This window comes from Intestinibacillus sp. Marseille-P6563, assembly GCF_900604335.1.
Taxonomy (GTDB): domain Bacteria; phylum Bacillota; class Clostridia; order Oscillospirales; family Butyricicoccaceae; genus Butyricicoccus_B.
In genome coordinates, this window is record NZ_UWOD01000001.1 from 104037 (window position 1) to 130049 (window position 26013).

Annotated in this window: 23 protein-coding genes and 1 other annotated feature; of the genes, 4 read left to right on the forward strand and 19 right to left on the reverse strand. The window is 52.0% G+C overall.

The annotated features are described in order from the left end of the window. Window positions 1–5 precede the first annotated feature (5 nt). The 8 genes from EFB11_RS00530 to EFB11_RS00565 all read right to left on the reverse strand — a co-directional run bounded on the left by EFB11_RS00530 (window position 6) and on the right by EFB11_RS00565 (window position 7870). Window positions 6–860, reverse strand: a complete 855-nt coding sequence (locus EFB11_RS00530; protein WP_164706525.1) for a GNAT family N-acetyltransferase — start codon at window positions 858–860, stop codon at window positions 6–8. After that, window positions 839–1741 (reverse strand): DUF2156 domain-containing protein, encoded by a 903-nt coding sequence (locus tag EFB11_RS00535; RefSeq protein ID WP_122788405.1) that lies wholly within the window; start codon window positions 1739–1741, stop codon window positions 839–841. Before EFB11_RS00535 ends, EFB11_RS00530 begins: the two co-directional genes overlap by 22 nt. A 40-nt stretch (window positions 1742–1781) precedes the next feature. Continuing rightward, a complete protein-coding gene (gene thyX / locus EFB11_RS00540; RefSeq protein ID WP_122788406.1) occupies window positions 1782–2564 on the reverse strand; it encodes an FAD-dependent thymidylate synthase in 783 nt (260 codons plus the stop codon). 1 nt (window position 2565) lies between these two features. Further along, window positions 2566–3303 carry a WecB/TagA/CpsF family glycosyltransferase gene (locus EFB11_RS00545; protein WP_243115135.1) on the reverse strand — a complete coding sequence of 246 codons (738 nt, stop codon included), beginning with the start codon at window positions 3301–3303 and terminating at the stop codon, window positions 2566–2568. 190 nt (window positions 3304–3493) lie between these two features. Further along, complete coding sequence (gene leuB, locus EFB11_RS00550; RefSeq protein ID WP_122788408.1) at window positions 3494–4570, reverse strand: 3-isopropylmalate dehydrogenase; 1077 nt, start codon at window positions 4568–4570, stop codon at window positions 3494–3496. Window positions 4571–4573: 3 nt separating this feature from the next. Continuing rightward, window positions 4574–5065 carry a 3-isopropylmalate dehydratase small subunit gene (gene leuD / locus EFB11_RS00555; RefSeq protein ID WP_122788409.1) on the reverse strand — a complete coding sequence of 164 codons (492 nt, stop codon included), beginning with the start codon at window positions 5063–5065 and terminating at the stop codon, window positions 4574–4576. A 15-nt stretch (window positions 5066–5080) separates the two neighbouring features. Beyond that, window positions 5081–6343: a 3-isopropylmalate dehydratase large subunit gene (leuC, locus tag EFB11_RS00560; protein ID WP_122788410.1), complete on the reverse strand. Its 1263-nt coding sequence runs from the start codon at window positions 6341–6343 to the stop codon at window positions 5081–5083. Window positions 6344–6361: 18 nt separating this feature from the next. After that, window positions 6362–7870: a 2-isopropylmalate synthase gene (locus EFB11_RS00565; RefSeq protein ID WP_122788411.1), complete on the reverse strand. Its 1509-nt coding sequence runs from the start codon at window positions 7868–7870 to the stop codon at window positions 6362–6364. 75 nt (window positions 7871–7945) lie between these two features. Continuing rightward, window positions 7946–8185: a binding site (T-box leader), on the reverse strand. Window positions 8186–8340: 155 nt separating this feature from the next. Here EFB11_RS00565 and EFB11_RS00570 point away from each other — a divergent pair. The 3 genes from EFB11_RS00570 to EFB11_RS00580 are packed head-to-tail and all read left to right on the forward strand — an operon-like array spanning window position 8341 to window position 10994. Beyond that, a complete protein-coding gene (locus tag EFB11_RS00570) occupies window positions 8341–8895 on the forward strand; it encodes a phosphatase PAP2 family protein (RefSeq protein ID WP_122788412.1) in 555 nt (184 codons plus the stop codon). A 15-nt stretch (window positions 8896–8910) separates the two neighbouring features. Further along, the gene (locus EFB11_RS00575) at window positions 8911–10332 is read left to right on the forward strand and encodes a lipopolysaccharide biosynthesis protein (RefSeq protein ID WP_122788413.1); all 1422 of its coding nucleotides are present in this window, start codon (window positions 8911–8913) and stop codon (window positions 10330–10332) included. Next, a complete protein-coding gene (locus EFB11_RS00580) occupies window positions 10329–10994 on the forward strand; it encodes a 4'-phosphopantetheinyl transferase family protein (RefSeq protein ID WP_122788414.1) in 666 nt (221 codons plus the stop codon). Before EFB11_RS00575 ends, EFB11_RS00580 begins: the two co-directional genes overlap by 4 nt. Before the next feature lie 26 nt (window positions 10995–11020). Here EFB11_RS00580 and EFB11_RS00585 read toward each other — a convergent pair whose 3' ends face one another. From EFB11_RS00585 to dpaL, 10 genes are all read right to left on the reverse strand, one after another. Then, on the reverse strand, window positions 11021–11461 hold the full coding sequence (locus EFB11_RS00585; RefSeq protein WP_122788415.1) for a threonine/serine exporter family protein: 441 nt from the start codon (window positions 11459–11461) through the stop codon (window positions 11021–11023). Between the two features lie 3 nt (window positions 11462–11464). Further along, a complete protein-coding gene (locus tag EFB11_RS00590) occupies window positions 11465–12265 on the reverse strand; it encodes a threonine/serine exporter family protein (protein ID WP_206424136.1) in 801 nt (266 codons plus the stop codon). A gap of 57 nt (window positions 12266–12322) precedes the next feature. Next, a complete protein-coding gene (gene xdh, locus EFB11_RS00595; protein ID WP_122788417.1) occupies window positions 12323–14920 on the reverse strand; it encodes a selenium-dependent xanthine dehydrogenase in 2598 nt (865 codons plus the stop codon). A 6-nt stretch (window positions 14921–14926) separates the two neighbouring features. After that, window positions 14927–16291, reverse strand: a complete 1365-nt coding sequence (gene hydA, locus EFB11_RS00600) for a dihydropyrimidinase (protein WP_122788418.1) — start codon at window positions 16289–16291, stop codon at window positions 14927–14929. Next, window positions 16288–17919, reverse strand: a complete 1632-nt coding sequence (locus tag EFB11_RS00605; RefSeq protein WP_122788419.1) for a selenate reductase — start codon at window positions 17917–17919, stop codon at window positions 16288–16290. Before EFB11_RS00605 ends, hydA begins: the two co-directional genes overlap by 4 nt. Beyond that, the gene (gene ssnA / locus EFB11_RS00610) at window positions 17916–19256 is read right to left on the reverse strand and encodes a putative aminohydrolase SsnA (protein ID WP_122788420.1); all 1341 of its coding nucleotides are present in this window, start codon (window positions 19254–19256) and stop codon (window positions 17916–17918) included. The genes EFB11_RS00605 and ssnA overlap by 4 nt, the downstream gene beginning before the upstream one ends. Before the next feature lie 177 nt (window positions 19257–19433). Then, on the reverse strand, window positions 19434–20369 hold the full coding sequence (gene arcC / locus EFB11_RS00615; protein WP_122788421.1) for a carbamate kinase: 936 nt from the start codon (window positions 20367–20369) through the stop codon (window positions 19434–19436). 74 nt (window positions 20370–20443) lie between these two features. Then, complete coding sequence (gene ygeW / locus EFB11_RS00620) at window positions 20444–21646, reverse strand: knotted carbamoyltransferase YgeW (RefSeq protein ID WP_122788422.1); 1203 nt, start codon at window positions 21644–21646, stop codon at window positions 20444–20446. A gap of 18 nt (window positions 21647–21664) precedes the next feature. Continuing rightward, window positions 21665–22981: a YgeY family selenium metabolism-linked hydrolase gene (locus tag EFB11_RS00625; protein ID WP_122788423.1), complete on the reverse strand. Its 1317-nt coding sequence runs from the start codon at window positions 22979–22981 to the stop codon at window positions 21665–21667. A gap of 16 nt (window positions 22982–22997) precedes the next feature. Further along, window positions 22998–24212 carry a diaminopropionate ammonia-lyase gene (dpaL, locus tag EFB11_RS00630; protein ID WP_122788424.1) on the reverse strand — a complete coding sequence of 405 codons (1215 nt, stop codon included), beginning with the start codon at window positions 24210–24212 and terminating at the stop codon, window positions 22998–23000. Between the two features lie 259 nt (window positions 24213–24471). Here dpaL and EFB11_RS00635 point away from each other — a divergent pair, with 259 nt between their 5' ends. Then, on the forward strand, window positions 24472–25113 hold the full coding sequence (locus EFB11_RS00635) for a helix-turn-helix transcriptional regulator (protein WP_122788425.1): 642 nt from the start codon (window positions 24472–24474) through the stop codon (window positions 25111–25113). A gap of 34 nt (window positions 25114–25147) precedes the next feature. Here EFB11_RS00635 and EFB11_RS00640 read toward each other — a convergent pair whose 3' ends face one another. Beyond that, on the reverse strand, window positions 25148–25993 hold the full coding sequence (locus EFB11_RS00640) for an aldo/keto reductase (protein WP_122788426.1): 846 nt from the start codon (window positions 25991–25993) through the stop codon (window positions 25148–25150). Window positions 25994–26013: the final 20 nt, after the last annotated feature.

Sequence of the window (26013 nt, forward strand, 5' to 3'; positions counted from 1 at the left end):
TCTCCTTAGTTAAGCATCAAGTTTATATATCCATCCGCTGGCTGAACTCCATCATATCGAAGCATACAGCCCAGCGGTTGCAGATTCGGGAATTGCAGGCCGGTTGCCCGGCATATGGTCTTTCCATAGCGCTGTTGCAGGGTGGCAAACCAGGATTGTATGAGCGATGGCGCACAAATGAGCTCTTGCGCCCACACCTCTTCTTCGGTTGGCCAAACAAAGGCATACCCGACCAAAGTATCCGCCTCATAGGCGCACAGGACTTCCCCGCCGGTATTCTGGAAAAGGGATAGTTGTTTGTCCCATTCCGCTTCCGAACGACGCAAATATGGACCAGGTCCCAGAAAGCGATGGTACAGACAATCCATTGCAGAAAAATCCGCAGCCTGCACCGGACGTACAGACAATGCGGGAGCAGTTACTTTTTCCTGTATAGTCATGGAGGAGATAGGAAACGCCGTTTGGTATCCAAATTGCGCATAAAACCCAAACAACCACTCTTCCTGTGGGATAAGGATGGAAGCAGCCCTGCCATTGGCACGATCGATGGCAAACGACTCATGGAGCAACCGGTCCATCAGATGCTGCCGCCGATGCGCAGGATGGGTACAAGCCCCATAAATATAGGTTACTTCTTCGGCAATCGAACCATTTTGCAGGGTGTATGGCAGCATCTGTGCCATGGCGCATAGCACACCTTCTCGCAAAAGCAGAAGATTGCATTTTGGTCGATAAAGCCTAGAAAAAAAGTAGTTCTGGAACGCGGCTTCACCCGGAAAACATTGCTCCCACAGCGCGATAACAGCAGGCGTATCCCCGTCATTTGCAAAACGAATGGTTAATTCTTGATTCTGGCGCAATATTTGACTCCCATCATCTCCGGGTGATAGGAACGCTTGGCCTTTCGCAGCCCTTCCAGTCCCAAATCTTCTTCCCGGTTCACATATTTCACGTGTGTACAGTTGCGTTTGACAAACTGCTGGTTGATCATCTGATAAGCACCGGCAATCTCATGATCGGCTTTCTCAATCTGCACGACAAACATGTCATCGGTGGCCTGACATCCCAAAGTAAAGGCGATCGCTTCGCCATCCAGCCGCAGGATTCCACCGCGCATATCCAGTGCGTCAAAGTAATTGAGCGCCGTACCAATGGCGCAGGTCTCGCCCCAAAATTCCTGATCTCGCATGCAGCCATTTTGTTCACACCACTTGATATGGAACTGAAATGCGTCATGCGTATTGGCTTCCGAAATATCCTCATAACTCCAACGGCCTTCATAAGCCGCCTGGAAACGATTGACCAGATTGCGCTTGGATTGCAGCTTTTTCCCGGATAAGGTCTGCAATTTCTCGCTCAGATAGATATAGTCCCATCCGCTTTCGTCAGTCGAATATTCAAAACGACCAGGCATTACCTGTTCAATACGCGGCTTCATTTCTTCCGCAATGGAGCACATCGCAAAGGGCACGCCGTTGTCGCGCGCATCCTGCTCCAGCATTCCAATCGCCGCAGCCAGATCCCCTTCGCCAATCGGGGCCAGATACATCACCGATTGATCGGTCAATGTCTGCATGCGTACGAAAAGAAACCCTTCCCAAAAGCAAATACGGGTTTTATAGTGCCCGCGCCAAATAAACAGATCGGTAAAACAGTGTTCACACAAATGATAAGAATACGCACGGGCGCAGGCATCCACCTGCGGTTTATCCTCCAGCGTAATATCTCGAAATTCTAACATAAACTTTGTTCTTCCTCACTTTAACAACCTGAGTATCCCCTCAGGCCTGTTCTCTTATTCTTTCGCGGAGCGCCAAATAATGTGCCCGGACCTGCGAAGCCTGCCCGCAGCACATCTTCCCTTCCGTACAAGCACCATCTACGCAGGATGGACCGGTTTTGGAAAACAGCGTCGGCGCGACAGCATAAACCAGTTTGTACATTTCCTCTGCCAGCGCACGAATTTCCCATTGCGCACGATTACAGCAACGCAGACGGAAGAAGTTTTGCAGCGACCGGGCATTGACGGTCATCACAATGCGAGTCGTGCAAGCGTTTGGCAAAACATAGCGCGCGTCTTCGATGGCCTTTTTTTCAGCTTGGCTGCGGGCCTGCTTTTCAGGCACACCCGATGCGAGAAGGGTCTGTAAATGCTCCTGCATCAAAACAGCCGTGAGTTCTTCGTAGGTCTGCTGGTCGCTTTCCATAGCAGCGATGAACTTTTCCTTGGCCTGCGGAATTTTTTCGATTTCCGGCGGTACGACATATTCAAATCCGCATTCACGTACATAACGCTGGGACTGCACACTATACGATGCCAGTCGATGACGAGTAATCTGTGCCAAAAGCGAACGCGACACCCCTTCAATCGCAAAAGAAAAGCTGACATGTTCAATCGGGCTTTCGTGACCAATCTCGGTGAGCATCTGCAAAAAAGACTGGGTCTTTTCTTCGGTCAGACCATCCAGAATCCCATCGACATCGGCAGCCGAATAGCAATTCTTTGCCGCGGCAGCAATCAAGCGCTCGGGGTCGGGTGTATATGATAATAAACGTACTTTCATATTACGACTCCTTTCCGCCGAACAGCTTTTTCCGGATCACCAATAACATGAAAAGCGGTAGCTTCATCATGCGGCCAATTCGTTTGGGCTCCTTGCACAGCCGGTAGAACCATTCCAGACCCAGCTTAATAAAGATATCCGGAGCGCGTTGTACCGTTCCGGCAAACACGTCGAGAGAACCTCCCAAGCCACAGCACAGGGTCACATTGAGTTCCTTCTGATGCTTGGACATAAAACGCTCCTGCTTGGGCGCACCCAGACAAACAAACATCACATCCGCGCCACCGGCTGCGTTGACGGCCGCCACTGCCTCGCTGTCATTCTTAAAATATCCATCCTTGGTACCGGCGATCACAAGACCGGGATATTTTTTCTTAAGATTTTCCGCTGCCATTTCGGCTACGCCCGGCTTAGCACCCAATAAAAATAGACGCATTTTTTCCTGTGCCATCCGGTGCATCAGCAGTCCGGCAAAATCCACACCCGGCACACGTCCCGGCAAATGTTTCCCCAGAATTTTGGCAGCATAAATAACGCCGATTCCATCGGCCAGAACCAGCGATGCATGATTGACTAGATCCTGAAAATCCGGATCTTCCATGGCCTGATACACGATTTCCGGGTTTGGAGTCACCACATAGCCCTTCCGTCCGGCGCGGATTTGCTCCATGGCCTGATCGGCAGCCTGTGTGAGCGTAACGGCGTCAAAGTTAACGCCCATAATATTCGCTTTACTCAAATCTAGATCTCCCCACTCACATGACATGATAATCGATATTATTGTATCTCATTTTCCGAAAAATCTCAAGTCGATCGGAAAACTATTTGCAAAATGCACATATTTTGCCTGTTTTTCGCTTAGTCTTTGGTTTTATTGGGCGGAAAAAGAAGGACACTCCAGAGGAGTGCCCTTTGCTTGCAGCTCTTTTTTATAGGTTCCCGCGAATGATTTCGCCCATTTCGTGGGTGCTGAGCGCCTTTTCACCCTTCGCAGCCAGATCCGCAGTACGGTATCCATCGTTGAGAGCCTTCTCAACGGACGCTTCGATAGCATCCGCTTCTGCCGACAGACCGAACGAATACCGCAGCATCATAGCGCACGACAGAATGGTTGCAATCGGATTGGCAATGCCCTTCCCTGCAATGTCAGGCGCCGAACCATGGATGGGCTCATACATACCGCGTCCGCTCTCATTAAGCGAAGCCGACGGCAGCATGCCAATCGAACCGGTGATCATGGAAGCTTCGTCCGACAGAATATCACCGAACAGATTGCCGGTCACGATCACGTCAAACTGACCCGGATTGCGTACAAGCTGCATGGCAGCATTGTCGACATACATATGGTTCAGTTCTACGTCCGGATATTCGGCTGCAATGCGGGTGACCGTTTCGCGCCAGACACGCGAGGTTTCCAGCACATTGGCCTTATCGACCGAAGTTACCTTTTTGGAACGCACACGCGCCATTTCAAACGCACGGCGCGCGATACGCTCGATTTCATACACCGAGTAGTTCATGTCGTCGTAGCCGACCACACCCCAGCCCTTGTCGCTTTCGCGGCGACCGTGTTCGCCGAAATAAACGTCACCGGTCAATTCACGGCAAACCACGATGTCAAAACCATCCCCGATGATTTCGGGCTTGATCGGGCAGGCTTCTGCCAGAGCCTTGTACATCATCGCCGGGCGGATGTTCGCAAACAGACCGAGTGCCGCACGCAGGCCGAGCAGTGCCTTTTCCGGGCGCTTTTCGGACGGCACATTATCCCACTTCGGACCGCCCACAGCGCCGAGCAGTACCGAATCGGCTGCCTTGCAGACTTCGATGGTTTCCTCGGTCAGCGGAATGCCGTTTGCATCAATCGAGCAGCCGCCAGCCAGCACTTCCTGGAAGGAAAATTCATGACCGAACTTTTCCCCGATCTTTTCGAGCACCAGCATGGCCTCGGAAACGATCTCCGGGCCGATGCCATCGCCCTTTACAACTGCAATTTGATACTTCATCGTTTAAAACCCTCTCTTTTTCAGGCTCTTGAGCAGGCCGCCGTCTGCAATGATGTTCTGAATAAACGGCGGGAAAGCGACTGCCTGATAGCTTTCGCCCTTGGTTTCGTTGGTGATGATACCGGTATCGAAGTCGATCGAAACCGTATCACCCGCCTGAATCGCATTGGCGGCTGCTTCGCATTCCAGAATCGGCAGACCAATGTTGATTGCATTGCGGTAGAAAATGCGGGCAAACGAGGAAGCGATGACGCAGGACACCCCATTTTCCTTGATGACCAGCGGGGCATGTTCACGGGACGAGCCGCAGCCAAAGTTGCGGGTTGCAACAATGATATCGCCCGGCTGTACTTTCTTGACAAACTCGGTGTCAATGTCCTCCATTGCGTGGGTAGCCAATTCCTTGGGGTCTGCAATGTTCAGATACCGTGCCGGGATGATAACGTCGGTATCGACATTGTCGCCATATTTAAAAACAGAACCTTTTACAACCATGTTGTTTCTCCTCCCTTAGTCCAGGTCTTCGGGCGAGCAGATGTAGCCCTTGACGGCCGAAGCGGCTGCGACTGCGGGGCTGGACAGATAGATCTCGCTCGTGATATGGCCCATACGGCCGACAAAATTGCGGTTTGTGGTCGAGATGGCACGTTCGCCCTGGGCCAGAATACCCATATAACCACCCAGGCACGGACCGCAGGTCGGGGTGGAAATGATGGCGCCCGCCTGGATGAAGATCTTGGCCAGACCTTCTTCGATGCACTGGAGATAGACTTCCTGAGTCGCCGGGATGACGATGGTACGCACATCGCGTGCCACGTGACGGCCCTTGAGGATATCGGCTGCAATGCGCATATCTTCGATGCGGCCATTGGTGCACGAACCGATGACCGACTGCTGTACTTCGATCTTGCCCAGTTCATCGACCGTCTTGGTGTTTTCGGGCAGGTGCGGACAAGCAACCGTCGGACGCAGGGTGGACAGGTCGATTTCATACGTTGCGACATATTCCGCATCCTCGTCGGCTTCAAAGACCGTTACCGGACGCTGGACGCGGTCCTTGATGTAAGCCATGGTCTTGTCATCCACCGGGAAGATACCATTTTTGCCGCCAGCTTCAATGGCCATGTTGCAGATGGTGAAACGATCATCCATGGACAGTTCGGCAACGCCTTCGCCGGTAAATTCCATGGACTGGTACAGTGCGCCATCTACGCCGATCTTGCCGATGATGTGCAGAATGACGTCTTTACCCGAAATCCAGGGAGCCTTCTTGCCTTTGAGGACAAAGCGGATGGCGCTGGGCACTTTAAACCATGCCTTACCGGTCGCCATGCCGGCTGCCAGGTCGGTCGAACCAACGCCGGTCGAGAACGCACCCAGTGCACCATAGGTGCAGGTGTGCGAGTCTGCGCCGATGATGAGTTCGCCCGGAGCGGTCAGGCCTTTTTCGGGCAGAAGTGCATGTTCTACACCCATCTCGCCAACATCGTAAAAGTTTACGATGTCATGCTTGTGGGCAAATTCGCGGCATTCCAAGCACTGCTGTGCCGACTTGATGTCCTTATTCGGTGCAAAGTGGTCCATGACCAGCGCAATCTTGGTGCGGTCAAAAACCTTTTCAAAGCCAGCCTTCTCCATCTCGCGGATAGCGACCGGGCCGGTGATGTCATTTGCCAGCGTCAGATCGAGATTGGCTTCGATCAGCTGTCCGGCGGTTACCTGATCCAGTCCCGCATGATGGGCCAGGATCTTTTGGCTCATTGTCATTCCCATTGTCTGTATCTCCCTCTATTAATCCATGAAGAACTTATTGATACCATTGATATACGCCTTGATCGACGCTTCGACAATATCGGTCGATACGCCGCGGCCAGTGACCATCGGGCTGCCATCCACGGTGATCTTAACGATTGCTTCTGCCTGTGCATCTTCACCGTCGGTCATGGACTTCAGCGAGTAGTCTTCCAGCACAATGTTCTTGTCAACAATCTTATTGATCGCACGGAATGCAGCATTGATCGGGCCATCCGAAGCAGCAACGCGCTCAAAGACTTCATCGCCCTTCTTCATCTTAATAACCGCCGTCGAAGTAATGGAATTACCCGAATTGATGACAAAGTTCACAAGCGTATAGCGTTCTGCGCCGGATACCGGTGCTACGCCGATAATTGCTTCCAGGTCGCGGTCCTTGACCGTCTTTTTCTTATCAGCCAGAATCTTGAACTTTTCAAAGGCCTTATCCAGCTTTTCTTTGCTGAGCGTATAACCCAGTTCGTTCAGGCGCTCTTCGAAAGCGTGGCGGCCCGAATGCTTGCCGAGTACCAGAGCAGTCTTGGGCAGACCAATCGACTCGGGCGTCATAATCTCATAGGTTTCACGATTCGCCATGACACCATGCTGATGGATGCCGGCCTCATGCGCAAACGCATTGGCACCCACAATCGCCTTGGTCGGTGCAACCGAAACACCGGTGATGGTTTCGATCATACGGCTTGCGCGATAGATGTGCGTGGTGTCGATGGCGCAGTCCACACCGAAGTGATCCTTGCGCGTCTTGAGTGCCATAACGCATTCTTCCATGGAAGCGTTGCCGGCACGTTCGCCGATGCCGTTAATGGTGCATTCGATCTGATCGATGCCTGCCTGTACACCGGCCAGCGAGTTGGCGACTGCCATACCGAGGTCATTGTGCATATGGCAGGACAGAATGATATTTTCAATACCCGGTGTATGCTCGCGGATGTAACGGATGCGAGCAGCGTATTCGTCGGGAACCATATAACCAACGGTATCCGGAATGTTGATTGTTGTTGCGCCAGCCTTGATGGCGGTTTCAAACACGCGGCACAGGAAATCCAGATCGGAACGGGTCGCATCCTCTGCCGAGAATTCGATGTCCGAGCAACGGCTCTTGGCATACGCCACATTATGTGCTACCGCTTCAATGACCTGCTCGGGGGTCATCTTGAGCTTATATTCCATATGTAAGGGCGAAGTGGCTAGGAATACATGAATACGGGCCGATTCGGCACGGCGGATGGCGTTCCAAGCCGCGTCAATATCCTTTTCCACACAGCGGGCCAGCGAGCAGATCGTCGAACCATGGACGATATCAGCGATTGCAGCAACCGCAGCCGCATCACCAGGCGAAGAAGCAGCAAAGCCTGCTTCGATGATCTCGACCTTCATGGCTTCCAGTGCCTTTGCAACTTCAATCTTTTCATTTAAATTCATGCTGCAGCCCGGCGACTGCTCACCATCACGCAGCGTAGTGTCAAAAATTCGAATCGTTCTTCCCATTTCAGTTTCCTCCAATCGATTTTAATAGGGATGAATTTGTAAAATCGGGACAAAAAAGGCTTCGTCCCTTAATCCTTAAGAGACGAAGCCTGAACTCCGCGTTACCACTCTTATTGCCGCCAAGGGGCGACCACTCTGTGCACATCAAACAATGCGCTTCCCCGATAACGGAGGGAATTCCGTCCTTACCTAGGCAATAAATGCGTTCAGCAGGCTACTCCCTGGCGAGTTTCATCATCATCCAATACCGTCTTACACCAACCGGCGGCTCTCTGAAATCTTTTGATGACTACTATACCAGTTCATCACATTTAAAAATCTGTTTATAGTTTATCGAATCCACGGCTGCCTGTCAAGGGGGAATTTGCATATTTTTGATGCTTTTTTCACCGCGGGTAAATCCAGGTTGAATCCGCTTGCAAAATGCGATATAATCAAAATTATTATCGCAAGTGATGTAGGAGTATATTATGGAACTGATCCAATCCTTCGACTACGAGGTTCTGCTTTTTCTGATCGAACATGTCCGATCTGCATTTTTAACCCCGATTTTCCTGTTCATTACCCATTTTGGGGATGGGGGCGCTCTGTGGCTTGTGGTAGCAGTGCTATGCCTGCTGCGCCGGGAAACCCGGCCTTGCGGGATTATCATTCTGCTGGCGCTGGTTCTGGGCCTTTTGATAGGCAACCTTGCAATTAAGAATCTGGTTGCGCGTCCGAGACCTTTCCAAACCTATCCGGAACTGACCAATTTGGTGCCGCAAGGTGGCTACTCCTTCCCTTCTGCGCATGCTATGTCCTCTTTTGCAGCAGCGACATCGGCTTTTCTGTTTTTCCGCCGGCATGGGCGCAAATGGCTGGGGATTGTTCTGCTTTTCCTGGCGGCCTGCATTGCCATTTCCCGGCTTTATGTCTGTGTACACTATCCGTCCGACGTTTTGTGCGGCAGCTTGCTGGGTATTGCATTGGGATGTCTGGCAACCTATCTGGTTCAAAAATTTTATCTTTCCCGTGTGGAATCATGAGTCGAGGAGCACTCCATGAAGAAAAATAAATATGCCCAGTTGATGGGCAATACCTTGATTTTTGCGATCGGCACCTTTGCGTCGAAAATCCTTGTTTTTCTGATGATGCGGTACTACACCGCTGTCTTAAGCACATCGGACTTTGGTATCAGCGATCTGATTACCCAGGCGGCGAATGTGCTCATCCCGATCGCAACGGTCAGCATTACCTCTGGTGTGATTCGGTTTGGGTTGGTCAAAGCCAATGATAAACGCGAGATTTTCTCCATCGGTGTCGTTACGGTACTGTGTGGCTATACAATCCTGTTGCTGTTCTCTCCCCTGCTCGGGAAGATCGATGTGCTATCTCCCTATTTGGTGCTCATTTATCTCTATGTTTTGACCTCTTCGTTGCAGCAGGTATGTCATCAGTTTGTGCGTGCCCGCGGTCATGTGCGGCTGTACGCGCTGGACGGCATCTTTCGCACCGTGTGCACCATTGTATTTAATGTGCTGTTCCTGAGTGTATTGGGACTCGGCATCACTGGATATGTCTTGAGCATCATTGTTGCCGATGCGCTGTCCATTGTAGCGCTTAGTGCAATCGATGGATTGCCGCGATTTTTCCGCCTGCGGTATTTAAATCCGGTGATGGCACGCTCCATGCTGGCCTATTCCCTGCCGCTGATTTTTGCGACCGAGTGCAACTGGATCATCAGCATGTCCGACCGATTCTTTATTGAAGCCATGCGTTCTTCGCATGAATTGGGCTTATATGCGGTATCCTCCCGCATTCCTACGATTATGATCCTGATCTCGAGCATTTTTATTGATGCCTGGCAGATTTCGACCATCAATGGCAGCAGCCGCAAGGAGCAAGAGGACTTTTTCACTACGGTCGGGAACATTTATCAGGCGCTCGTCGTGGTTTTGGTTTCGGGAATCATCCTGTTTTCCAAGGTGTTCGTCTTTCTATTTGCCGCGCCTTCGTATTATGAGGCTTGGACCTTTATCCCGCTGCTTGTAATCGGCTCGGGGTTTGCTTGTCTATCGAACTTTGTGAACAGTGTCTATACTCTTGAGAAAAAAAGCACCTGCACGATGGCGACCGTTGTTCTGGGAGCCATCGTAAATATCGGGCTGAATATTTTAATGATTCCGTCGTATGGTCCCCAGGGTGCTGCTTTGGCAACCGCGATCAGTTATATCCTAATGTTTCTCATCCGTGCGATTCACAGCCGGCGTTACATCACCCTACGATGGGAATATCTTCGCTTTGTGGTCTCTGGGCTGGTTTTGGTTTTGCAGTGCTTTTTTATGCTGCGCGAAGTGCCGCTTTGGATTCCGATTGAGATCTTATTGTTCGCTACCATTGTCGTACTCAATGGGGATGATATTTGGAGAGCCGTCTGCAAAATATTGCGGCGTGCCGTTCCCCGCCCGCGTGCCCGCTCATGAAAACAGTTTCTATTTTTGCTCTGCCCATTGAAGGGGCGTTGCAGTTCCCCTCCTACCCGATTGCGCCTTCCCGTCTGTTAGAGTGCAACCGAATGCTTCGTCCCGAAGCGCGTGCCCGTTCCTTAGCAGCGGAACTGCTGCTGTGCTGGGCAGTGCGGCATATGCGCCCTGCCCATGTGCCAAGCCCTCCGCTGCGCAGTTATCTGCCACAAGGCAAACCATATTTTCGGGAAAATCCAGATTTCGCATTCAGTTTGTCCCATGCAGAAGAATGGGCAGTATTGGCGGTCAGTGATGTACCGCTTGGTATTGATTTGGAGAAAACCGGGAAAGGTGGTGCTCCGGTCGTGGCCCGCTTCTTCCATGAGCAGGAAAAGAAGTTTTTTGATACTCTCCCAGAGTCACAGCAGGAGGATGCTTTTTGTAAACTGTGGGTCTTAAAGGAAAGCGTCGTCAAAGCGTTGGGAACCGGGATGCATTTTCCGTTTTCCCGCTTTGCGGTATCCTTGACGCCGACTCCGTCAGTATGCGGTCTGGAAACGTCCGCCCAGCTTTTTCTGCACCCGTTTTCAGAAGAATATCGCTTGGGCGGATGTGTGCTCACAGATGAGGCCGTTTCCCCATCTTTGCAAATCCTCTCCCTGGATGAAGTTTTAAAATAAGGACGTATGAAAAAATCATACGTCCTTTATTTTTTAGCTTTTGCGCCAAATAGACTGACAATGGAAGACACCACAACGACACCCATCGCCAAGGCACCGGCAATGCCCACCGTATTGATGCACTCCCGAACCGCTTGGGAAGTTTGCCCACGAATACAGAATAACATGGTCTGATAGATGCCATTGCCGGGCACCAAAGGAATCAATGAAACTGCCAGAAAAACGCTCACCGGTGTACGCAGAGTCCGTGCAGCCCATTCGGCAAAAATCGTAATCGCCAATGTAGCAATAAAATAACGCGGAATCGCACTGGCAGGAAAAGGCCAAGCGCCCAACAGATATACCAGCCAGCCCAAGGAACCACCCAGCCCGGCAACAAATAACTTGCGGCCACGCACCTGAAAAATGATTCCAAAACAAACGCTGGCAAAGAAACTCATCACACATTGATAGACAAGATCGGCCATCTTTTATCCTCCCAGCATACCGGCAAGGCTCAGCGGCATGGCTGCCCCCACAGCGATACCGGCTGCGACCAAAAGGGCTTCGGTAAATTTTGTAATGCCTGCAACAATATCGCCAGCAATCAGATCGCGAATCGCGTTGGTCATGGGTAGTCCAGGCACCAAAGCCATGATCGACCCTACAATCATGGTATCATACTGCCCGACCCATCCAAAACGATAACAAAGCAAGCCCGACAGCGCTACCCAAAAGCCACCCGCGACGTTCAAAAATAGTCCATTGACATGGATTCGGTTCATAGAGGTTATCAGCCCCCAAAGTACCAGGCACGTACAGCAGGCGCATAAGGCTTCGGCCAGACTACCGCCAAACAGCAACGTAAAAAATAGTCCGGAACCGCCGGTAGCCAAACACAACTCGGCAGCACGGAAATTTGCATGCTGATCGATCAAATGCAGCTGTTCCTGAATAGATTCATAATCCATCGGCTCTTTGCAAAGGCTGCGGCACAAGGCATTGAGCTGGTCAAGCCGTCCCAAATTGGTGCTGCGATGATAAATGCGCGTGACACGGGTGATGGGATTGCCTTCCGCAGGCACCATGGAAGCAATGATGGCTGTTGGTACAGCATAAACCTGAATATCTTTTGCCCCATAAGCCCGGCAAATGCGCGCTATGGATTCCTCGACCCGGTAAATCTCTGCCCCGCTTTCCAGCAGTCGCTGGCCGATATCGATCGAAATGGTAATGATTTCAGTTGCGGTCAACCTTGCCACCCTTTCCACATCGTTTTGCATGTTCAGCATACGCTGATCTGCCGCAAAAGTCAAGAAAGGCGACGGTTTCGTCGCCTTTCCTCAGAATTATTTTTTGCTGTACGCCGTATGTTCTAACGGCAATGTGGTACGGAATCGACCGTCCAATTTATAATAGGCGCCCTGTACGGCAGGTGCCGTAGGAATGGACGTGATTTCGCCGATTCCGACGCTGCCATACGAAAGCTTAGGGGTATTCTTTTCGACGATGATGGGCTGGACATCCGGTGTTTTATTGGCTCGAAAGAGCCCCAGCGTACCGAATTTGACCTTGGGAAGCCCATTTTCGAGCGGGAATTGCTCGGTCAGTGCAAAGCCCAGACTCATGACAACGCCGCCCTCAATCTGCCCTTCGACCGACAGCGGATTGATTGCCCGGCCGACATCGTGTGCTGCAACGACTTTTTCTACGGTGCCGTCCTCACGCAAGCAGACCACCTGGGTGGCATATCCATACGCGACATGGGACACCGGATTCTTCTTCGGTGCGCCCATGGGGTCGGTCGCAGCCAGATATTCTCCGATGAATTCCTGGCCATTGAGCACATCGAGGGGCTGGCCCTGCAAAGCATCTAGTAGTTTCACGCAGGCGCGCCGGCAAGCTTCGCCAGTGATCAGGGTCTGACGCGACCCCGATGTGACACCCGAATCCGGAGCGTTGTTGGTTTCTGCAATTTCATAGACGATTTTATCCACGGGGAAACCGGTCGCTTCGCAGGCGATCTGCATGAGAACCGTACCCAAGCCCTGCCCAATGCAGGAAGCACCCGAACGAATATGAATCCGTCCATCTTCGACAGTTAAGCGGCAGCGTCCCCAGTCAGGCAGCCCGACGCCAACGCCAGCATTCTTCATCGCACAGGCAATGCCAGCATACGGATGGCTTTCAAAGACATCCTTGACGGCTTCCAACGTTTCTACCAGTGCAGTTCCGGGCTCTGCGATTTGCCCATTGGGCAGTTCCTGCCCCGGACGGATGGCATTGCGATAGCGAATTTCCCAAGGCGAAATACCCATCATCTCAGCGAGTAAATTGAGGTTGCATTCGGTGGCAAAACAGCTTTGTGTGACGCCAAATCCTCGGAATGCACCGGCAGGCGGATTGTTGGTATAGACTGCCGTGCCCTCAATGGATACATTTTGGTAATTATAAGGCCCCGCCGCATGGGTGCAGGCACGCTGCAAGACCGGACCGCCCAAGGAGGCATAAGCGCCGGTATCAGCGATAATCGTTGCCTTCATGCCGGTGAGATAGCCATCTTTATCGCAGGCTGTTGTAAACCGCATTTTCATCGGATGGCGTTTGGGATGGATGAGGATACTTTCCTGACGTGTCAGTTTGACTTTGACCGGTCGACCGGTCATCCATGTGAGCAATGCCGCGTGATGCTGTACGGTCATATCCTCTTTGCCGCCAAATCCGCCACCGACCAGCGCATTGATTACATGCACCTTTTCCGGCGGCAGCCCCAGCATTAGGGAGCATTCATGTTGGGTGGCATACACACCCTGATCGGAGGAATAGATGGTCACTTCGCCCTTTTCCCGATCGGCCCAGGCAACCGCGCATTCGGGTTCCAAAAATGCATGCTCTGTAAAGGGAGTTTCGTATTCCCGCGTCACAACATGAGCCGAATTTAGAATCGCTTCATCGGCATTGCCGCGCACCAAATGCTCGAATGCCAGAATATTGCCTTCTTTATGAACATACGGAGAATCTCGCTGCATGGCTTTGATGGGATCAAACACAGCCGGCAATTCTTCATATTCCACTTTGACCAGCTTTTTGGCCTGCTCGATCGCTTCCAGAGTTTCCCCGCATACCAGCGCGATGGCATCGCCCAAGTATCGCGTAATGTTACCGACTTGAATAAGCGTTGCCCAGTCGTTTTTGATATGGCCGATTTTATTTTGCCCGGGAATATCGGCCGCAGTTGCGACACACAAGATTCCGGGGACTTTTTCGGCCTCGCTTTTGTCGATGGACAATACTCGCGCGCGCGGATAGGCAGAACGTACGGCCGAACCATAGACCATGCCGGGAAAATCCATGGCATCAAAGTCATCGGTATACTTTCCGGTCCCCAGGACTTTTTCTCGTACATCAATGCGATGAGCCCGTTGCCCGATCCCATGGATGGCTTCCGGTTTTGGAATCGAGCCGCCGCTGCGTTTGAGAGCTGCTGCGATCTCAACCGCGTCAATAATCTTCTTATAGCCCGTACAGCGACAGTAATTGTTCCGTAGTGCAAAAGCGATTTCCTCTCGCGTGGGGTTGGGATTGCTGTCCAGTAACGCCTTGGTACAGATTACCATACCGGGAATGCAGAATCCGCATTGTACGGCGCCTGCTTCCCCGTAGGCATAGACATACAATTCTTTTTCATAATCGCTCAGACCTTCCACGGTTTGAATGGTCTTGCCATCCAGCCGGGAGATTTTCTGTACACAAGCCTTGACCGGCTTGCCGTCGATCAGCACCGTACAAGTGCCGCATGCCCCTTCCGAACAACCGTCCTTGACCGATTTGAGCCGCAGATCGTTGCGCAGAACATCCAATAGTTTTCGGTCGCCGGCAAACTCATAAGTCTTGCCATTGATCGTTAACCGATAGCCCTTCTGCTCTTCCGGGATATTCGTCAGCATCCCAAATCACCTCGATCGTTCTCGTTTTACATAGCGGCCCAGTCCTTTTTGAACCACCTTGCCATTTTGAACTGCATGCGTTCCGCGCAAAAAGACATCCCGCACCGCTCCTGCGGTTTGGAAGTCTTCATAGGGGGTATAGTCGCAGTTTTGATACTGTGCTTTTGCGGAAATCGTCGTTTGCTTCGTTGGGTCGAAAATCACCAGATCCGCGTCGCTTCCCACAGCCAACACGCCTTTTTTCGGGTAGAGGCCGAACATTTTCGCCGGATTTTCGGCCAGCATCCGGCAGAGATCAGATGCTGTGATTTTTCCAGAAGCCACACCAGCTGTATACATCACAGTCGGTCGGTGCTCAATGCCCGGCATACCGTTTGGAATCAATGTAAAGTCATTGCGCCCCATTTCTTTCTGGCCGTGAAAATGGAACGAACAATGATCGGTCGATACAATATCGATTTCACCTTGCTGCACCGCTTCCCACAAACTCTGCTGATCGGCTTTGCTGCGCAACGGCGGCGAGCAAACATATTTGGCAGCTTCGAAATCCGGCTTTTCATACACGCTTTCATCCAAAAGCAGATATTGCGGACAGGTTTCCACCAGGACTTTTTGTCCGCGCGCTCGTGCAAGCGCGATTTCACGCCGGCCATCGTCGGTCGACAGATGGACAATCCATGCCGGCGCATCGGCCAGTGCCGCGATGCGCAAGAAACGGCTGACCGCCTCCCCTTCCACCAAAGCGGGACGGGTCTTGGGGTGCCAAGATGGGTCAGTATGCCCTTCGGCGAGTGCCTTCTCCCGCAAGCGGTTGAGTACCGGGCCATTTTCACAGTGTACGCCTAAGATGCCGCCGATTTGCTTCATTTCACACAGAATATCGTACATTTCCGGGTCGCTCAGCATCAAAGCATCATAGGCGTAATAGCATTTGAAAGACGTGATTCCCGCATTCGCCATTTCATGCAATTCTGCACGGGTACGTTCATTCCAGTCGGTCACGGCCATATGAAAACCATAGTCACAGGAGCAGTTACCATCTGCCCGGCTGTGCCAGATTTCCAGAGCGTGCGCCAGCGTATCGCCTTTATCCTGAGTGGCAAAGTCGATCAGCATGGTCGTACCGCCTGCCAATGCGGCCGTACTGCCCGAAGCAAAGTCATCCGATGTGACCGTGCCGGAAACCGGCATGTCCAAATGGGTGTGCCCATCGATAAAGCCCGGAAATACCAGACAACCGGCTGCATCGATTACCTGATCGCCTTGCAGATCCGCACCGATCGCACGGATGGTTTCCTCTTCGATCAGGAGATCGGCTTTTTGACAGCGATCTGCAAACACTAGCGTACCGTTTCGAATGACGGTCGTCATACGCTCACCCCGTCTTTCTGCGCAAGAAACGTATCCACAACTTGCCGGAGATCTTCCGGCAAAGCAGAAAAGTCGGTCGAAACCGCTCCGTTCCAGCGATATTTTTCCCGATTCAGAAAGCCGTCATTCGAAGAAGACATAAAATCGGCTTCGGTTTCAAAATAAGTGAATTTATCCCGATAAGGAATGTATCCGAAGGGACACAGACACGCACAGTTGCCGCATTCATTGCAGTAGGAATCCACATGCACCGCAGCTTTGAGCTCCGGCAGCGGCACATTGGCCCGATTGGGACAAACATCCACGCAGTTGCGGCATCGAAAACAAGCGATTGGCGGTGTGCTGGGCGGCACTTGTTTTTTCGCTACTTCCGGTTTGCGATAATAAGGGTCTTGCCGAATCGACGCACAAAGCGCTTCCAGCTTGGCAACGTCCACTTGCGCCGGAATGGACGCAGGCGCCAAATCGGCCAGACGTGCCAGATTGCGGTAGCCCCCCGCTTTAAGCAGCAAGGTGGCGACCGTTACCGGTGCGATGCCGCAGTCCAAAACTGCTTGCATGTTATGTGCATCGATACCGCCCGAAAAAGAAATCGGCAAACGCCCGTCGGTCGCCTGACTGAGCGCTAAAGCAACATGGATGGCTAACGGGAACAATGGTTTGCCGGACATATACATCGCATCGCCAGCCAGTTCCTCGTGCTGGATCTGCACCGGAAAAGTATTGGTCAGCTTGACGCCAAAGGTGACGCCCTGCGTTTCTGCCCGCTTTTGCAGACGTTCGATCATCGCAACCGCATCGGGCAGCTTCATATCATGCTCAAAATGGCTATGATCGAAGGAAACATAGCCATAACCCAAATCATCCAGCAGTTTGCGGACGTTGTCGTATCCAATTAGGGTCGGATTGCATTTGATATAGGTATGGAAGCCCTTCTGCTCGATCAAATACGCGGCGATCTGTTCGATCTCATCCGCCGGGCAACCGTGCATGGTGGACAAGGTCACCAGATTTGAGATATGCGGGTCGATCGAACGCAAAAATGCAGCATCTACCCGCTCAAACAGGGACAAACAGGCTTCGGCTTGCTGCAAACACTGTTCCCAAAACGGGGTGCTGGACGCATCCTGCATGGTATTTAAAAACCAGTCGATTTTGGGGCTCTGGATGCCTGCCAAATCATAGCCTACGCTGATATGGAACTGAAAATCGGCATCTAAACCGCATTCTTTGGCGAGCAATTGCAAGGCTAGGTAGCCTTTGATATATTCTTCGGCGGCTTCGCGGACGGTCAGTTCGGTCGACCATTCGATGTTATACGCTTCATCGTCCACATAGATACAGGGTTTTTGAATCCCCAGTGCCTCGCCCTCTAAAATTTGTACGGTTTTCAGTTCAAAAATGCGCGCTCCGGCGGCAAATTCGGCAATCAAATTTTGTGCCAGCTGGGTATGCGGCCCTGCTGCCGGACCCACGGGCAGAGAAAGCGGCCGGCCAGCAAGCTGCATCAGTCCTTGTCCGGTGCCTTTTCGTACGGGTACATGATAAAAACTCCCGCTTTTCCGGTATTCGGCTAATGCACATTTCAGAAGTTCCGGAAAGGGCACGCCACGCATTGTATCACTCATTGCGGTTCACCTCCACACAAAGCCTGCCATAGGGCTCCGGCTTCTTGTTGACATTCATATCGCAGTTTTTCCTCGTCGACACAGCGAATTTCCCGATTTTCCATCAAAATCTGTCCATTGCATACGGTCGTGGTGATGTTGCGGCCATTCATACCAAACAGCAGATGCCCTTGGAAATTATCCGCCCGCAGCGGTGTGAACGGCTGATAATCGGAAACAATCAAATCCGCGTGAGCCCCGGCCTGCAAAACGCCAAATGTACCGCCAAAATGCCGAGATGCCAGTGCTGCATTGTTTGTCAGCGCCATGGCAAAGGTTTCATTCCAGCCCACCGACGGATGATGGTTTTCATGCTTCATGAGCACATTGGCATGTTTCATGGACTCGATCATATCGCTGGTAAATCCATCGGTGCCCAGACCGACCAGCACACCGGCTTGGAACAAGCGCAGCACATCGGTCACGCCAACTGCATTGCCCATATTGGACTGCGGATTGTGCACCACAGCCGTTCCGGTACGCGCCAGAGTTTCCCGGTCGGAATCTGTCAGATAGACACAGTGACCGCAAATGGTCTGCGGTCCCAGAATACCATGCCGCTCCAGTCGTTCCACCACGGTTTCGTGGTAGGTATCCCGGCAGTGGTCGCGGTCATAGGCGCCCTCGCACACGTGAATGTGGAAACCACCTTCGGTTTGCTGCCGGGCAAGCTCCATGGTCTGCTCCGAAATGGTAAACGAGGCGTGCATGCCGCACAAAGCGGCCAGCATCCCAGTCGTGTCCGCTTGGCAGGCTCGCGCAAAATCAACATTTTCCTGCACCGATTGGCGGGCTTTTTCCGGGCCATCGCGGTCAGAGATTTCATAGCACAAGCAGGCTCGCACACCGAATTCCTGCGCTGCCTGCGCGATTTCCAATAGGCTGCCTGGGATTTCGGCAAACGAAGCATGGTGGTCAAATACGGTCGTCACGCCCGAACGGATGCATTCGAGCAAGGTCATGTAGGCCGAATATCGCGTCATGCGACGGGTCAAATGGCGGTCGATATTCCACCAAGTGCCCTCCAAAATTTCCAAAAAATTGGTCGGCTGATTGCCGGGAATCGACAGCCCACGCGCAAATGCCGAATAAATATGATGATGCGTATTGATAAACGCCGGAAAGATGATACCGCCCCGTGCATCACACCGGCGAGCATCCGGATATTTTTGCAGCATCGCATCCGACGCGCCGACTTCCAAAATCGTTCCATCTTCCCAAGCGACGGCGCCGTTTTCCAGCATGCCTTGTGCCGGATCGTTTGTAATCACCGTCCCATGGTATAAAATCTGTTTCATGGCCTGCCACCTTCCTTTCCATGGGCATTGGTCAAATAACCAAACAGTTTTTTATAGTATAACATTTTTAGACGGTTTCGTCAATATAACCTCGAAATTTCACGTATTTTTCCGCAAAGTGCACAAAAGCCAAGACGCAGGAACTAGCCATTCCGCGTCTTGGCTTTGCGAAACCATTTAAGCAATGATGGTGCCCGTCTTGCCTTCCAGACCATCTTTGGCCTTTTCCAGCAAGGTGATGAGAGCTTGCCGTCCGGGCGCGGATTCGGCAAATTTGATCGCAGCCTCCACTTTGGGCAGCATGGAACCGGTTGCAAACTGTCCTTCGGCACAGTATTGGCGCGCCTCTTGAGTCGTCATTCGGTCCAGCCATTGCTGCTCCGGCGTACCAAAATGAATCGCGCATTTTTCCACTGCCGTCAAAATGATGAGCAGGTCTGCATCCACCTGCTGTGCAATCAGGCAGGAACAAAAATCCTTATCGATTACCGCACTGGCACCGTGTAGCTGGACGCCCTCCCGTGTCACAGGAATGCCTCCGCCGCCCCCGGCTATGACTACCTGTCCGGCGTTAAACAGCGCACGCACGGTATCGATCTCCACGATGTCGCGTGGCTTGGGGCTGGCGACGACTCGCCGCCAACCACGTCCGGCATCCTCCATCATGACATACCCTTTTTCCTTTTGCAGTTTCTCGGCCTCTTCCTGGCTCATGAAACGGCCAATGGGTTTGGTCGGTGTCTGAAATGCCGGGTCATTCGGGTCTACGACCACTTGGGTGATGACGGTCGCGCACGGTTTGGGAATCCCACGACTGAGCAGTTCTGCGCGCAGCGCATTTTGCAGGTCATAGCCAATATAGCTCTGGCTCATCGCCACGCACACCGACAGCGGAATGACCGGAAAATCCTGCTCCACGACACGCGTCAGTTCATTCATTGCATGGTGAATCATGCCTACCTGCGGTCCATTGCCATGGGATACGATTACCTCATGGCCTTGTTCGATCAAGTCGGCAATGGCCTTCGCCGTATGCCGTACGGCAGTCATCTGTTCGGTGAGTGTGTTGCCGAGCGCATTGCCGCCCAGCGCAATAACAATTCGCTTGCCCACTATTTGTTAAACTCCTCTCAGAAAAAACAGCAAGGGGCAGGGTTCGGACCCCGCCCCTCTTGTGTCGATTCTCGTTATTCGGTGGTCAGACGGCGCTCTGCTGCGCGGTCGGCCAGCTTTTTGAGCATCGCCTGCGGATCTTTGCACTTGGCAAGGAAGATCATCGCGGCGATGATATAGGGCTTGAAAGATGCTTCCTTATAGAGCGGTACGCGGTAGCGGTCAAAGACCGAAGCTTCCACTTCGCCATCCACACAGGAAACCCCGTTGATGTCTGCGGGCAGGCAGTGCAGATACAGCGCCTTGCCATCGTGGGTCTTGGCCATCATCTCTTCGGTGCAGCACCAGTCCTTATGTTCGGCATTCTGAGCCAGAAGTTCCTTTTCGAGTGCCTGGATACCCGCCGTATCGCCCTGGGCATACAGGTCGGTACGCTTTTCCATTGCAGCAAACGGCGCCCAGCTCTTGGGATAAACGATGTCTGCATCTTCAAATGCTTCGGCCATGGAATTGACCTTGCGGAAGGTACCGCCAGTTGCTTCTGCGTTTTTCTTAGCAACTTCTTCGACTTCGGGCATGACCTCATAGCCCTCCGGATGCGCCAGCACAACATCCATGCCAAAGCGGGTAAACAAACCGATGACACCCTGCGGCACCGACAGCGGTTTGCCGTACGAAGGTGAGTATGCCCAAGTCATAGCAACCTTTTTGCCCTTCAGGTTCTCAACACCGCCAAAATGATGGATAATGTGCAGCATATCTGCCATACATTGGGTCGGATGATCGATGTCGCACTGGAGGTTAACCAGCGTCGGCTTCTGCTCCAGAACACCATCCTCATAGCCCTCGGTTACTGCATTGACCACTTCGTGCATATAGGCATTGCCCTTGCCGATGTACATATCGTCACGGATACCGATGACATCCGCCATAAAGGATACCATGTTTGCGGTTTCGCGAACGGTTTCGCCATGTGCGATCTGACTCTTGCCCTCATCCAAATCCTGTACTTCCAGACCAAGCAGATTGCAGGCCGCAGCAAAGGAGAAGCGGGTGCGGGTCGAGTTGTCGCGGAACAGGCTAATGCCCAGACCGGATTCAAAAATCTTGGTGGAAATGTTGTTTTCGCGCATGTACCGCAGCGTATCGGCAATCGTAAAGACCGCTTCGATCTCATCGTCCGTCTTTTCCCAGGTCAGGAAAAAGTCGTTTTCATACATTTCCTTAAAATTCAGCGCGTTGAGTTTGTCGATATAAGCCTGTAACTTTGCGTCCATTCTTTGCATTCTCCTTTTTTATTCTACACTGCTGTACATGCCCGGCAGCGCTGCATAGACAGCGGCGCAGCGGACCAGATCGATCTTCCAAGTATGTTCGTTGGGGGCATGTGCCTGTGCTTCTGCACCCGGACCGAAGCCGATGCACGGGATGCCATTGCGGCCCATAATCGTGACACCATTGGTCGAAAACGTCCACTTATCGGTCAGCGGACGAGCCTTGCGCATTTCTTCGGTTGCCGCACAGCCCACACGGGATTCCCCATACAGGCCCTTATAGGCAGCTTCGAGCGCCTTGGTGACCTTATGATCTTCGGAAATGACCCAAGTCGGGAAATAGCACTCAATGGGATAAACACAACCTGCCCAAGACGGACGGTCATACTGATACATGGAAACGGTCACGTCATCGCCATATTTGCGAACCGCAGGCAGATCACGGATTTCATCCAGGCAGCTTTCCCAGGTCTCGCCTGCCGTCATACGGCGGTCGAGCGATACCGAGCAGCTATCTGCCACAGCACAGCGACTGGGCGACGTAAAGAAGATTTCCGAAACCGTAACCGTACCACGGCCCAGGAAATTGGCTTCCTTCCATTCGGGATTGTACTTTTCGTCCAGCATCTTGACCAGACCCTTGACTTCTACATCGTCCGATGCGCTATTTTCGTTGAGTGCACGCACATCCTGCAAAATATCGGCCATTTTATAAATCGCATTGTCACCGCGTTCGGGTGCCGAGCCATGGCAGGAAACGCCCTTGACATCGACACGAATCTCCATGCGTCCACGCTGGCCGCGATAGATACCGCCGTCCGTCGGCTCAGTGGAAACCACAAATTCCGGACGAATCTTATCTTCATGAATGATGTACTGCCAGCACAGACCGTCGCAGTCCTCTTCCTGCACGGTACCAGTGACAACGATCTGATACTTGTCCTTGAGAAGGCCAAGGTCCTTCATGATCTTGGCGCCATAAACCGCCGAAACAATGCCGCCAAGCTGGTCGGATGTGCCGCGGCCGCCGATCTCGGTATCGGTCTCATACCCTTCATAAGGGTCAAAATCCCAGTTGTCGCGATTGCCGATACCAACGGTATCAATATGTGCATCGAAACCAATGAGGGTTTCACCCGAGCCCATAAAGCCCAGAATGTTGCCCATGTGGTCGATTTGAACGCGGTCAAAGTCCAAATTCTCCATTTCCTGACGGATACGTGCAACGTGACCTTTTTCCTCTGCACTCTCACCCGGAATACGAACCAAGTCCCGTAAGAACTTGGTCATCTTTTCCTGATATCCTTCTGCGGCTCTGTGAATTGCTGCAAAATCCATTGTTATCTCCTCCTACTTATTTTTCTTCTGGATAAGCGCCGCCCCAAACGATTTTCTGATAATTCTCCGGGTCGGTATCGCCTTCGGTCGAGAACATCAAAACAACGCTGTTTTCGTCCAGCCCCATGGCCTGCTTGAGGTCCTGATAGGCCGGATCGGTCAGCAAGGTAGAAATCAGTCCCATACCAACCGCACCCGATTCGCCGGATACGATCTGCGGGTCGCCCTTGACCGGCGCGCCCAGCATACGCATGCCCTTTGCCGCTACCCAGTCCGGACACGATACAAAGAACGACGCATGGTTTTTCAGAATGTCCCATGAAATGGTGTTCGGTTCGCCGCAGGCCAAGCCTGCCATAATGGTCTGCAGATCGCCGTCTACAAACCGCGGCGCACCATCGGCGGCCTTCGCACCCTGGTACAGACAATCAGCTGCCTGTGCTTCCATCACGGTCACGACCGGTTCACAACCAGCAAAGCGGTTGGCAAAATACCCTTGCACTGCGCCAGCCAAACTGCCCACACCAGCCTGGATAAAAATATGCGTCGGTTGGTCAAAGCCATGGGCACGAAGCTGTTCATCGGCTTCGCTGGCCATGGTACCATATCCCTGCATAATCCAAGAGGGAATTTTTTCATAACCCTCCCAAGCCGTATCCTGCACCATCACGCCATTGCGGGTCTGGTTGGCCAGCGCATTGGCGCGGCGCACACACTCATCGTAGTTCACGTCTTCGATCGTGACCTTAGCGCCTTCGCGTGCAATGTTATCAAAGCGCGACTGTGCCGAGCCCTTCGGCATGAGCACAACGGCTTTTTGTCCTAATTTATTGGCGGCCCAGGCAACGCCCCGGCCATGGTTGCCATCGGTGGCGGTAAAGAAAGTAGCCTGCCCAAATTGCCAGCGTAGATCATCGCTGGTTAAGTACGTATAATCGGTTTCCGAAACGTCTTTTCCAATTTGCTCGGCAATATATTGCGCCATCGCAAACGAACCGCCGAGTACTTTAAACGCATTGAGTCCAAAACGATAACTCTCGTCTTTTACCAACAAGCCTTTGATTCCCAAATGCTTTGCCATCCCATCCAGTTTCACCAGGGGAGTTACTTTGTACTGTGGAAAACTCCGATGGAATTCTCGCGCCTTTGCAACATTGTCCAACCCCATGACTGCAAGCTGCTGGTCATCGGTGTGGGGCATTTGATTTTTCACCCATTTAATTTGGTCCATGACTGCTGCCTCCCTATGATCGATTGCCGATGGCAAAATCGTCTCTTGCCTTTATTTTAGCATCCGACCAAGGAAAGTCAACGACATTCGCAAAATATTTTTTATCCTGTCTAAAAATTTTTTTGATAGCTTTTGTGCATCTTGCTGAAATGCCCTGTCGCATAGCTAAAAAATATTCTTTTGCCCTAAATTTTTATTGCAATCACGCAGGTCGTATGCTATGATGATACCAACATTTTAAGAGACAGGAGGCGCGGTCGTGGATATTTCGCTGGATGCACTCAAGCAGATTGCCAAAGGTTTGGCCTGTCAGTTTGGACCGAATTGCGAGGTTGTCATTCATTCCTTTTCCGAGTCGGACGCAGAGGGTTTTGATTCTTCGATCGTCGCCATTGAAAACGGTCATGTTTCCGGCCGCAAACTCGGGGATGGACCTTCCCATGTTGTTTTGGAAGCACTCAAAAAAGGACACGATGCAGCCGACCATCTGGCTTATCTGACACGTACCAAAGACGGCAAAATCTTAAAAAGTTCCACCATCTACTTGCGCAATGCCCGCGGAGAGATCGAATATATTTTATCGATCAATTTTGACATTTCCGGCTTATTGATGTTTGAAAACAGTTTACAGCCGCTGATTTCGACCGAACCCTCCGCTGCTGCGCACGAACCGGACCGCATTGTGCAAAGTGTCGGTGAATTGCTGGATGAACTAATTGCCGAATCGACCCGTTTGGTCGGCAAACCGGTCGCTTTGATGAACAAAGAAGATAAGATTCGAGCCATTCAGTTTTTGAATAAAGCGGGTGCATTTTTAATCACCAAGTCCGGGGATAAGATCTCCAAATACTATGGCATTTCCAAATATACTCTGTACAGCTATATTGACGCACAAACGTAAAAACGAGCGCAAGGCATTCCTTGCGCTCGTTTTTTTAATATACCAAGTGATCGGGGTCCAGTCCGGACCAGCCGCAGCCGGTTAGATGGCTGATTGTCTCCATATCTTGCGGTTCCAAAGTGAAATCAAAAATCTGCGTATTTTCTACGATACGAGCGGGTGTGACCGATTTGGGCAGCGGAATCACGCCGCGCTGCACGCTCCAACGCAGGCAGAGTTGGGCCACCGTCTTTCCATATTTGCGGGCCATATCCTGCATTTCGGGTACTGCAAAGATCTTTCCGGTCGCCAGCGGGCTCCAACCCTCTACCACCATATCATGTTCCTTGCAGAAATCCAGGATTTCATCCTGTGGCATCCCGGGATGGATTTCCACCTGGTCAACCATTGGCTTAACCTCGCAATGCTCCATCAAATGACGCAAATGATGCGGCCGGAAATTGCTCACACCAATGGCTTTGATCTGACCATCGCGATATAGCTTTTCAAAGGCACGCCAAGTTTCCACATTCATGGTCTTCCAGTCGTCGAAGTATTTGGGGTCGTGCGGCCAATGGATCAGATACAAATCCAGATAATCGGTTCGCAGCCATTCGAGCGAACGGGCAAACGCATCCAGGGTCGACTGATATCCCTGCGACGGGTTCCATAGCTTGGAGGTCAAAAAGATCTCGGTGCGTGCAATTCCAGATGCTGCAATAGCCTCCCCGACCGCTTCTTCATTGTGATAGGCGGTTGCGGTGTCAATGTGGCGATATCCGGCTTCCAGTGCATGCAAAACCGACTGCTTGGCTTGTTCGGCCGGCGTTTTCCAGGTGCCAAATCCCAGACAAGGAATACTTGTGCCATTGGAAAGCGGGATACGGGTCTGATGATTCATAAGCTATCCTTTCTCGCGGC

What these genes read in the sequence shown, in the direction of transcription:
- EFB11_RS00535 (WP_122788405.1), bottom strand. Translation starts at nt 1,741, where the DNA reads ATGTTAGAATTTCGAGATATTACGCTGGAGGATAAACCGCAGGTGGAT.
- thyX (WP_122788406.1), bottom strand. Translation starts at nt 2,564, where the DNA reads ATGAAAGTACGTTTATTATCATATACACCCGACCCCGAGCGCTTGATT.
- leuB (WP_122788408.1), bottom strand. Translation starts at nt 4,570, where the DNA reads ATGAAGTATCAAATTGCAGTTGTAAAGGGCGATGGCATCGGCCCGGAG.
- leuD (WP_122788409.1), bottom strand. Translation starts at nt 5,065, where the DNA reads ATGGTTGTAAAAGGTTCTGTTTTTAAATATGGCGACAATGTCGATACC.
- leuC (WP_122788410.1), bottom strand. Translation starts at nt 6,343, where the DNA reads ATGGGAATGACAATGAGCCAAAAGATCCTGGCCCATCATGCGGGACTG.
- EFB11_RS00565 (WP_122788411.1), bottom strand. Translation starts at nt 7,870, where the DNA reads ATGGGAAGAACGATTCGAATTTTTGACACTACGCTGCGTGATGGTGAG.
- EFB11_RS00570 (WP_122788412.1), top strand. Translation starts at nt 8,341, where the DNA reads ATGGAACTGATCCAATCCTTCGACTACGAGGTTCTGCTTTTTCTGATC.
- EFB11_RS00575 (WP_122788413.1), top strand. Translation starts at nt 8,911, where the DNA reads ATGAAGAAAAATAAATATGCCCAGTTGATGGGCAATACCTTGATTTTT.
- EFB11_RS00580 (WP_122788414.1), top strand. Translation starts at nt 10,329, where the DNA reads ATGAAAACAGTTTCTATTTTTGCTCTGCCCATTGAAGGGGCGTTGCAG.
- EFB11_RS00585 (WP_122788415.1), bottom strand. Translation starts at nt 11,461, where the DNA reads ATGGCCGATCTTGTCTATCAATGTGTGATGAGTTTCTTTGCCAGCGTT.
- EFB11_RS00590 (WP_206424136.1), bottom strand. Translation starts at nt 12,265, where the DNA reads ATGCTGAACATGCAAAACGATGTGGAAAGGGTGGCAAGGTTGACCGCA.
- xdh (WP_122788417.1), bottom strand. Translation starts at nt 14,920, where the DNA reads ATGCTGACGAATATCCCGGAAGAGCAGAAGGGCTATCGGTTAACGATC.
- hydA (WP_122788418.1), bottom strand. Translation starts at nt 16,291, where the DNA reads ATGACGACCGTCATTCGAAACGGTACGCTAGTGTTTGCAGATCGCTGT.
- EFB11_RS00605 (WP_122788419.1), bottom strand. Translation starts at nt 17,919, where the DNA reads ATGAGTGATACAATGCGTGGCGTGCCCTTTCCGGAACTTCTGAAATGT.
- ssnA (WP_122788420.1), bottom strand. Translation starts at nt 19,256, where the DNA reads ATGAAACAGATTTTATACCATGGGACGGTGATTACAAACGATCCGGCA.
- ygeW (WP_122788422.1), bottom strand. Translation starts at nt 21,646, where the DNA reads ATGGACGCAAAGTTACAGGCTTATATCGACAAACTCAACGCGCTGAAT.
- EFB11_RS00625 (WP_122788423.1), bottom strand. Translation starts at nt 22,981, where the DNA reads ATGGATTTTGCAGCAATTCACAGAGCCGCAGAAGGATATCAGGAAAAG.
- dpaL (WP_122788424.1), bottom strand. Translation starts at nt 24,212, where the DNA reads ATGGACCAAATTAAATGGGTGAAAAATCAAATGCCCCACACCGATGAC.
- EFB11_RS00640 (WP_122788426.1), bottom strand. Translation starts at nt 25,993, where the DNA reads ATGAATCATCAGACCCGTATCCCGCTTTCCAATGGCACAAGTATTCCT.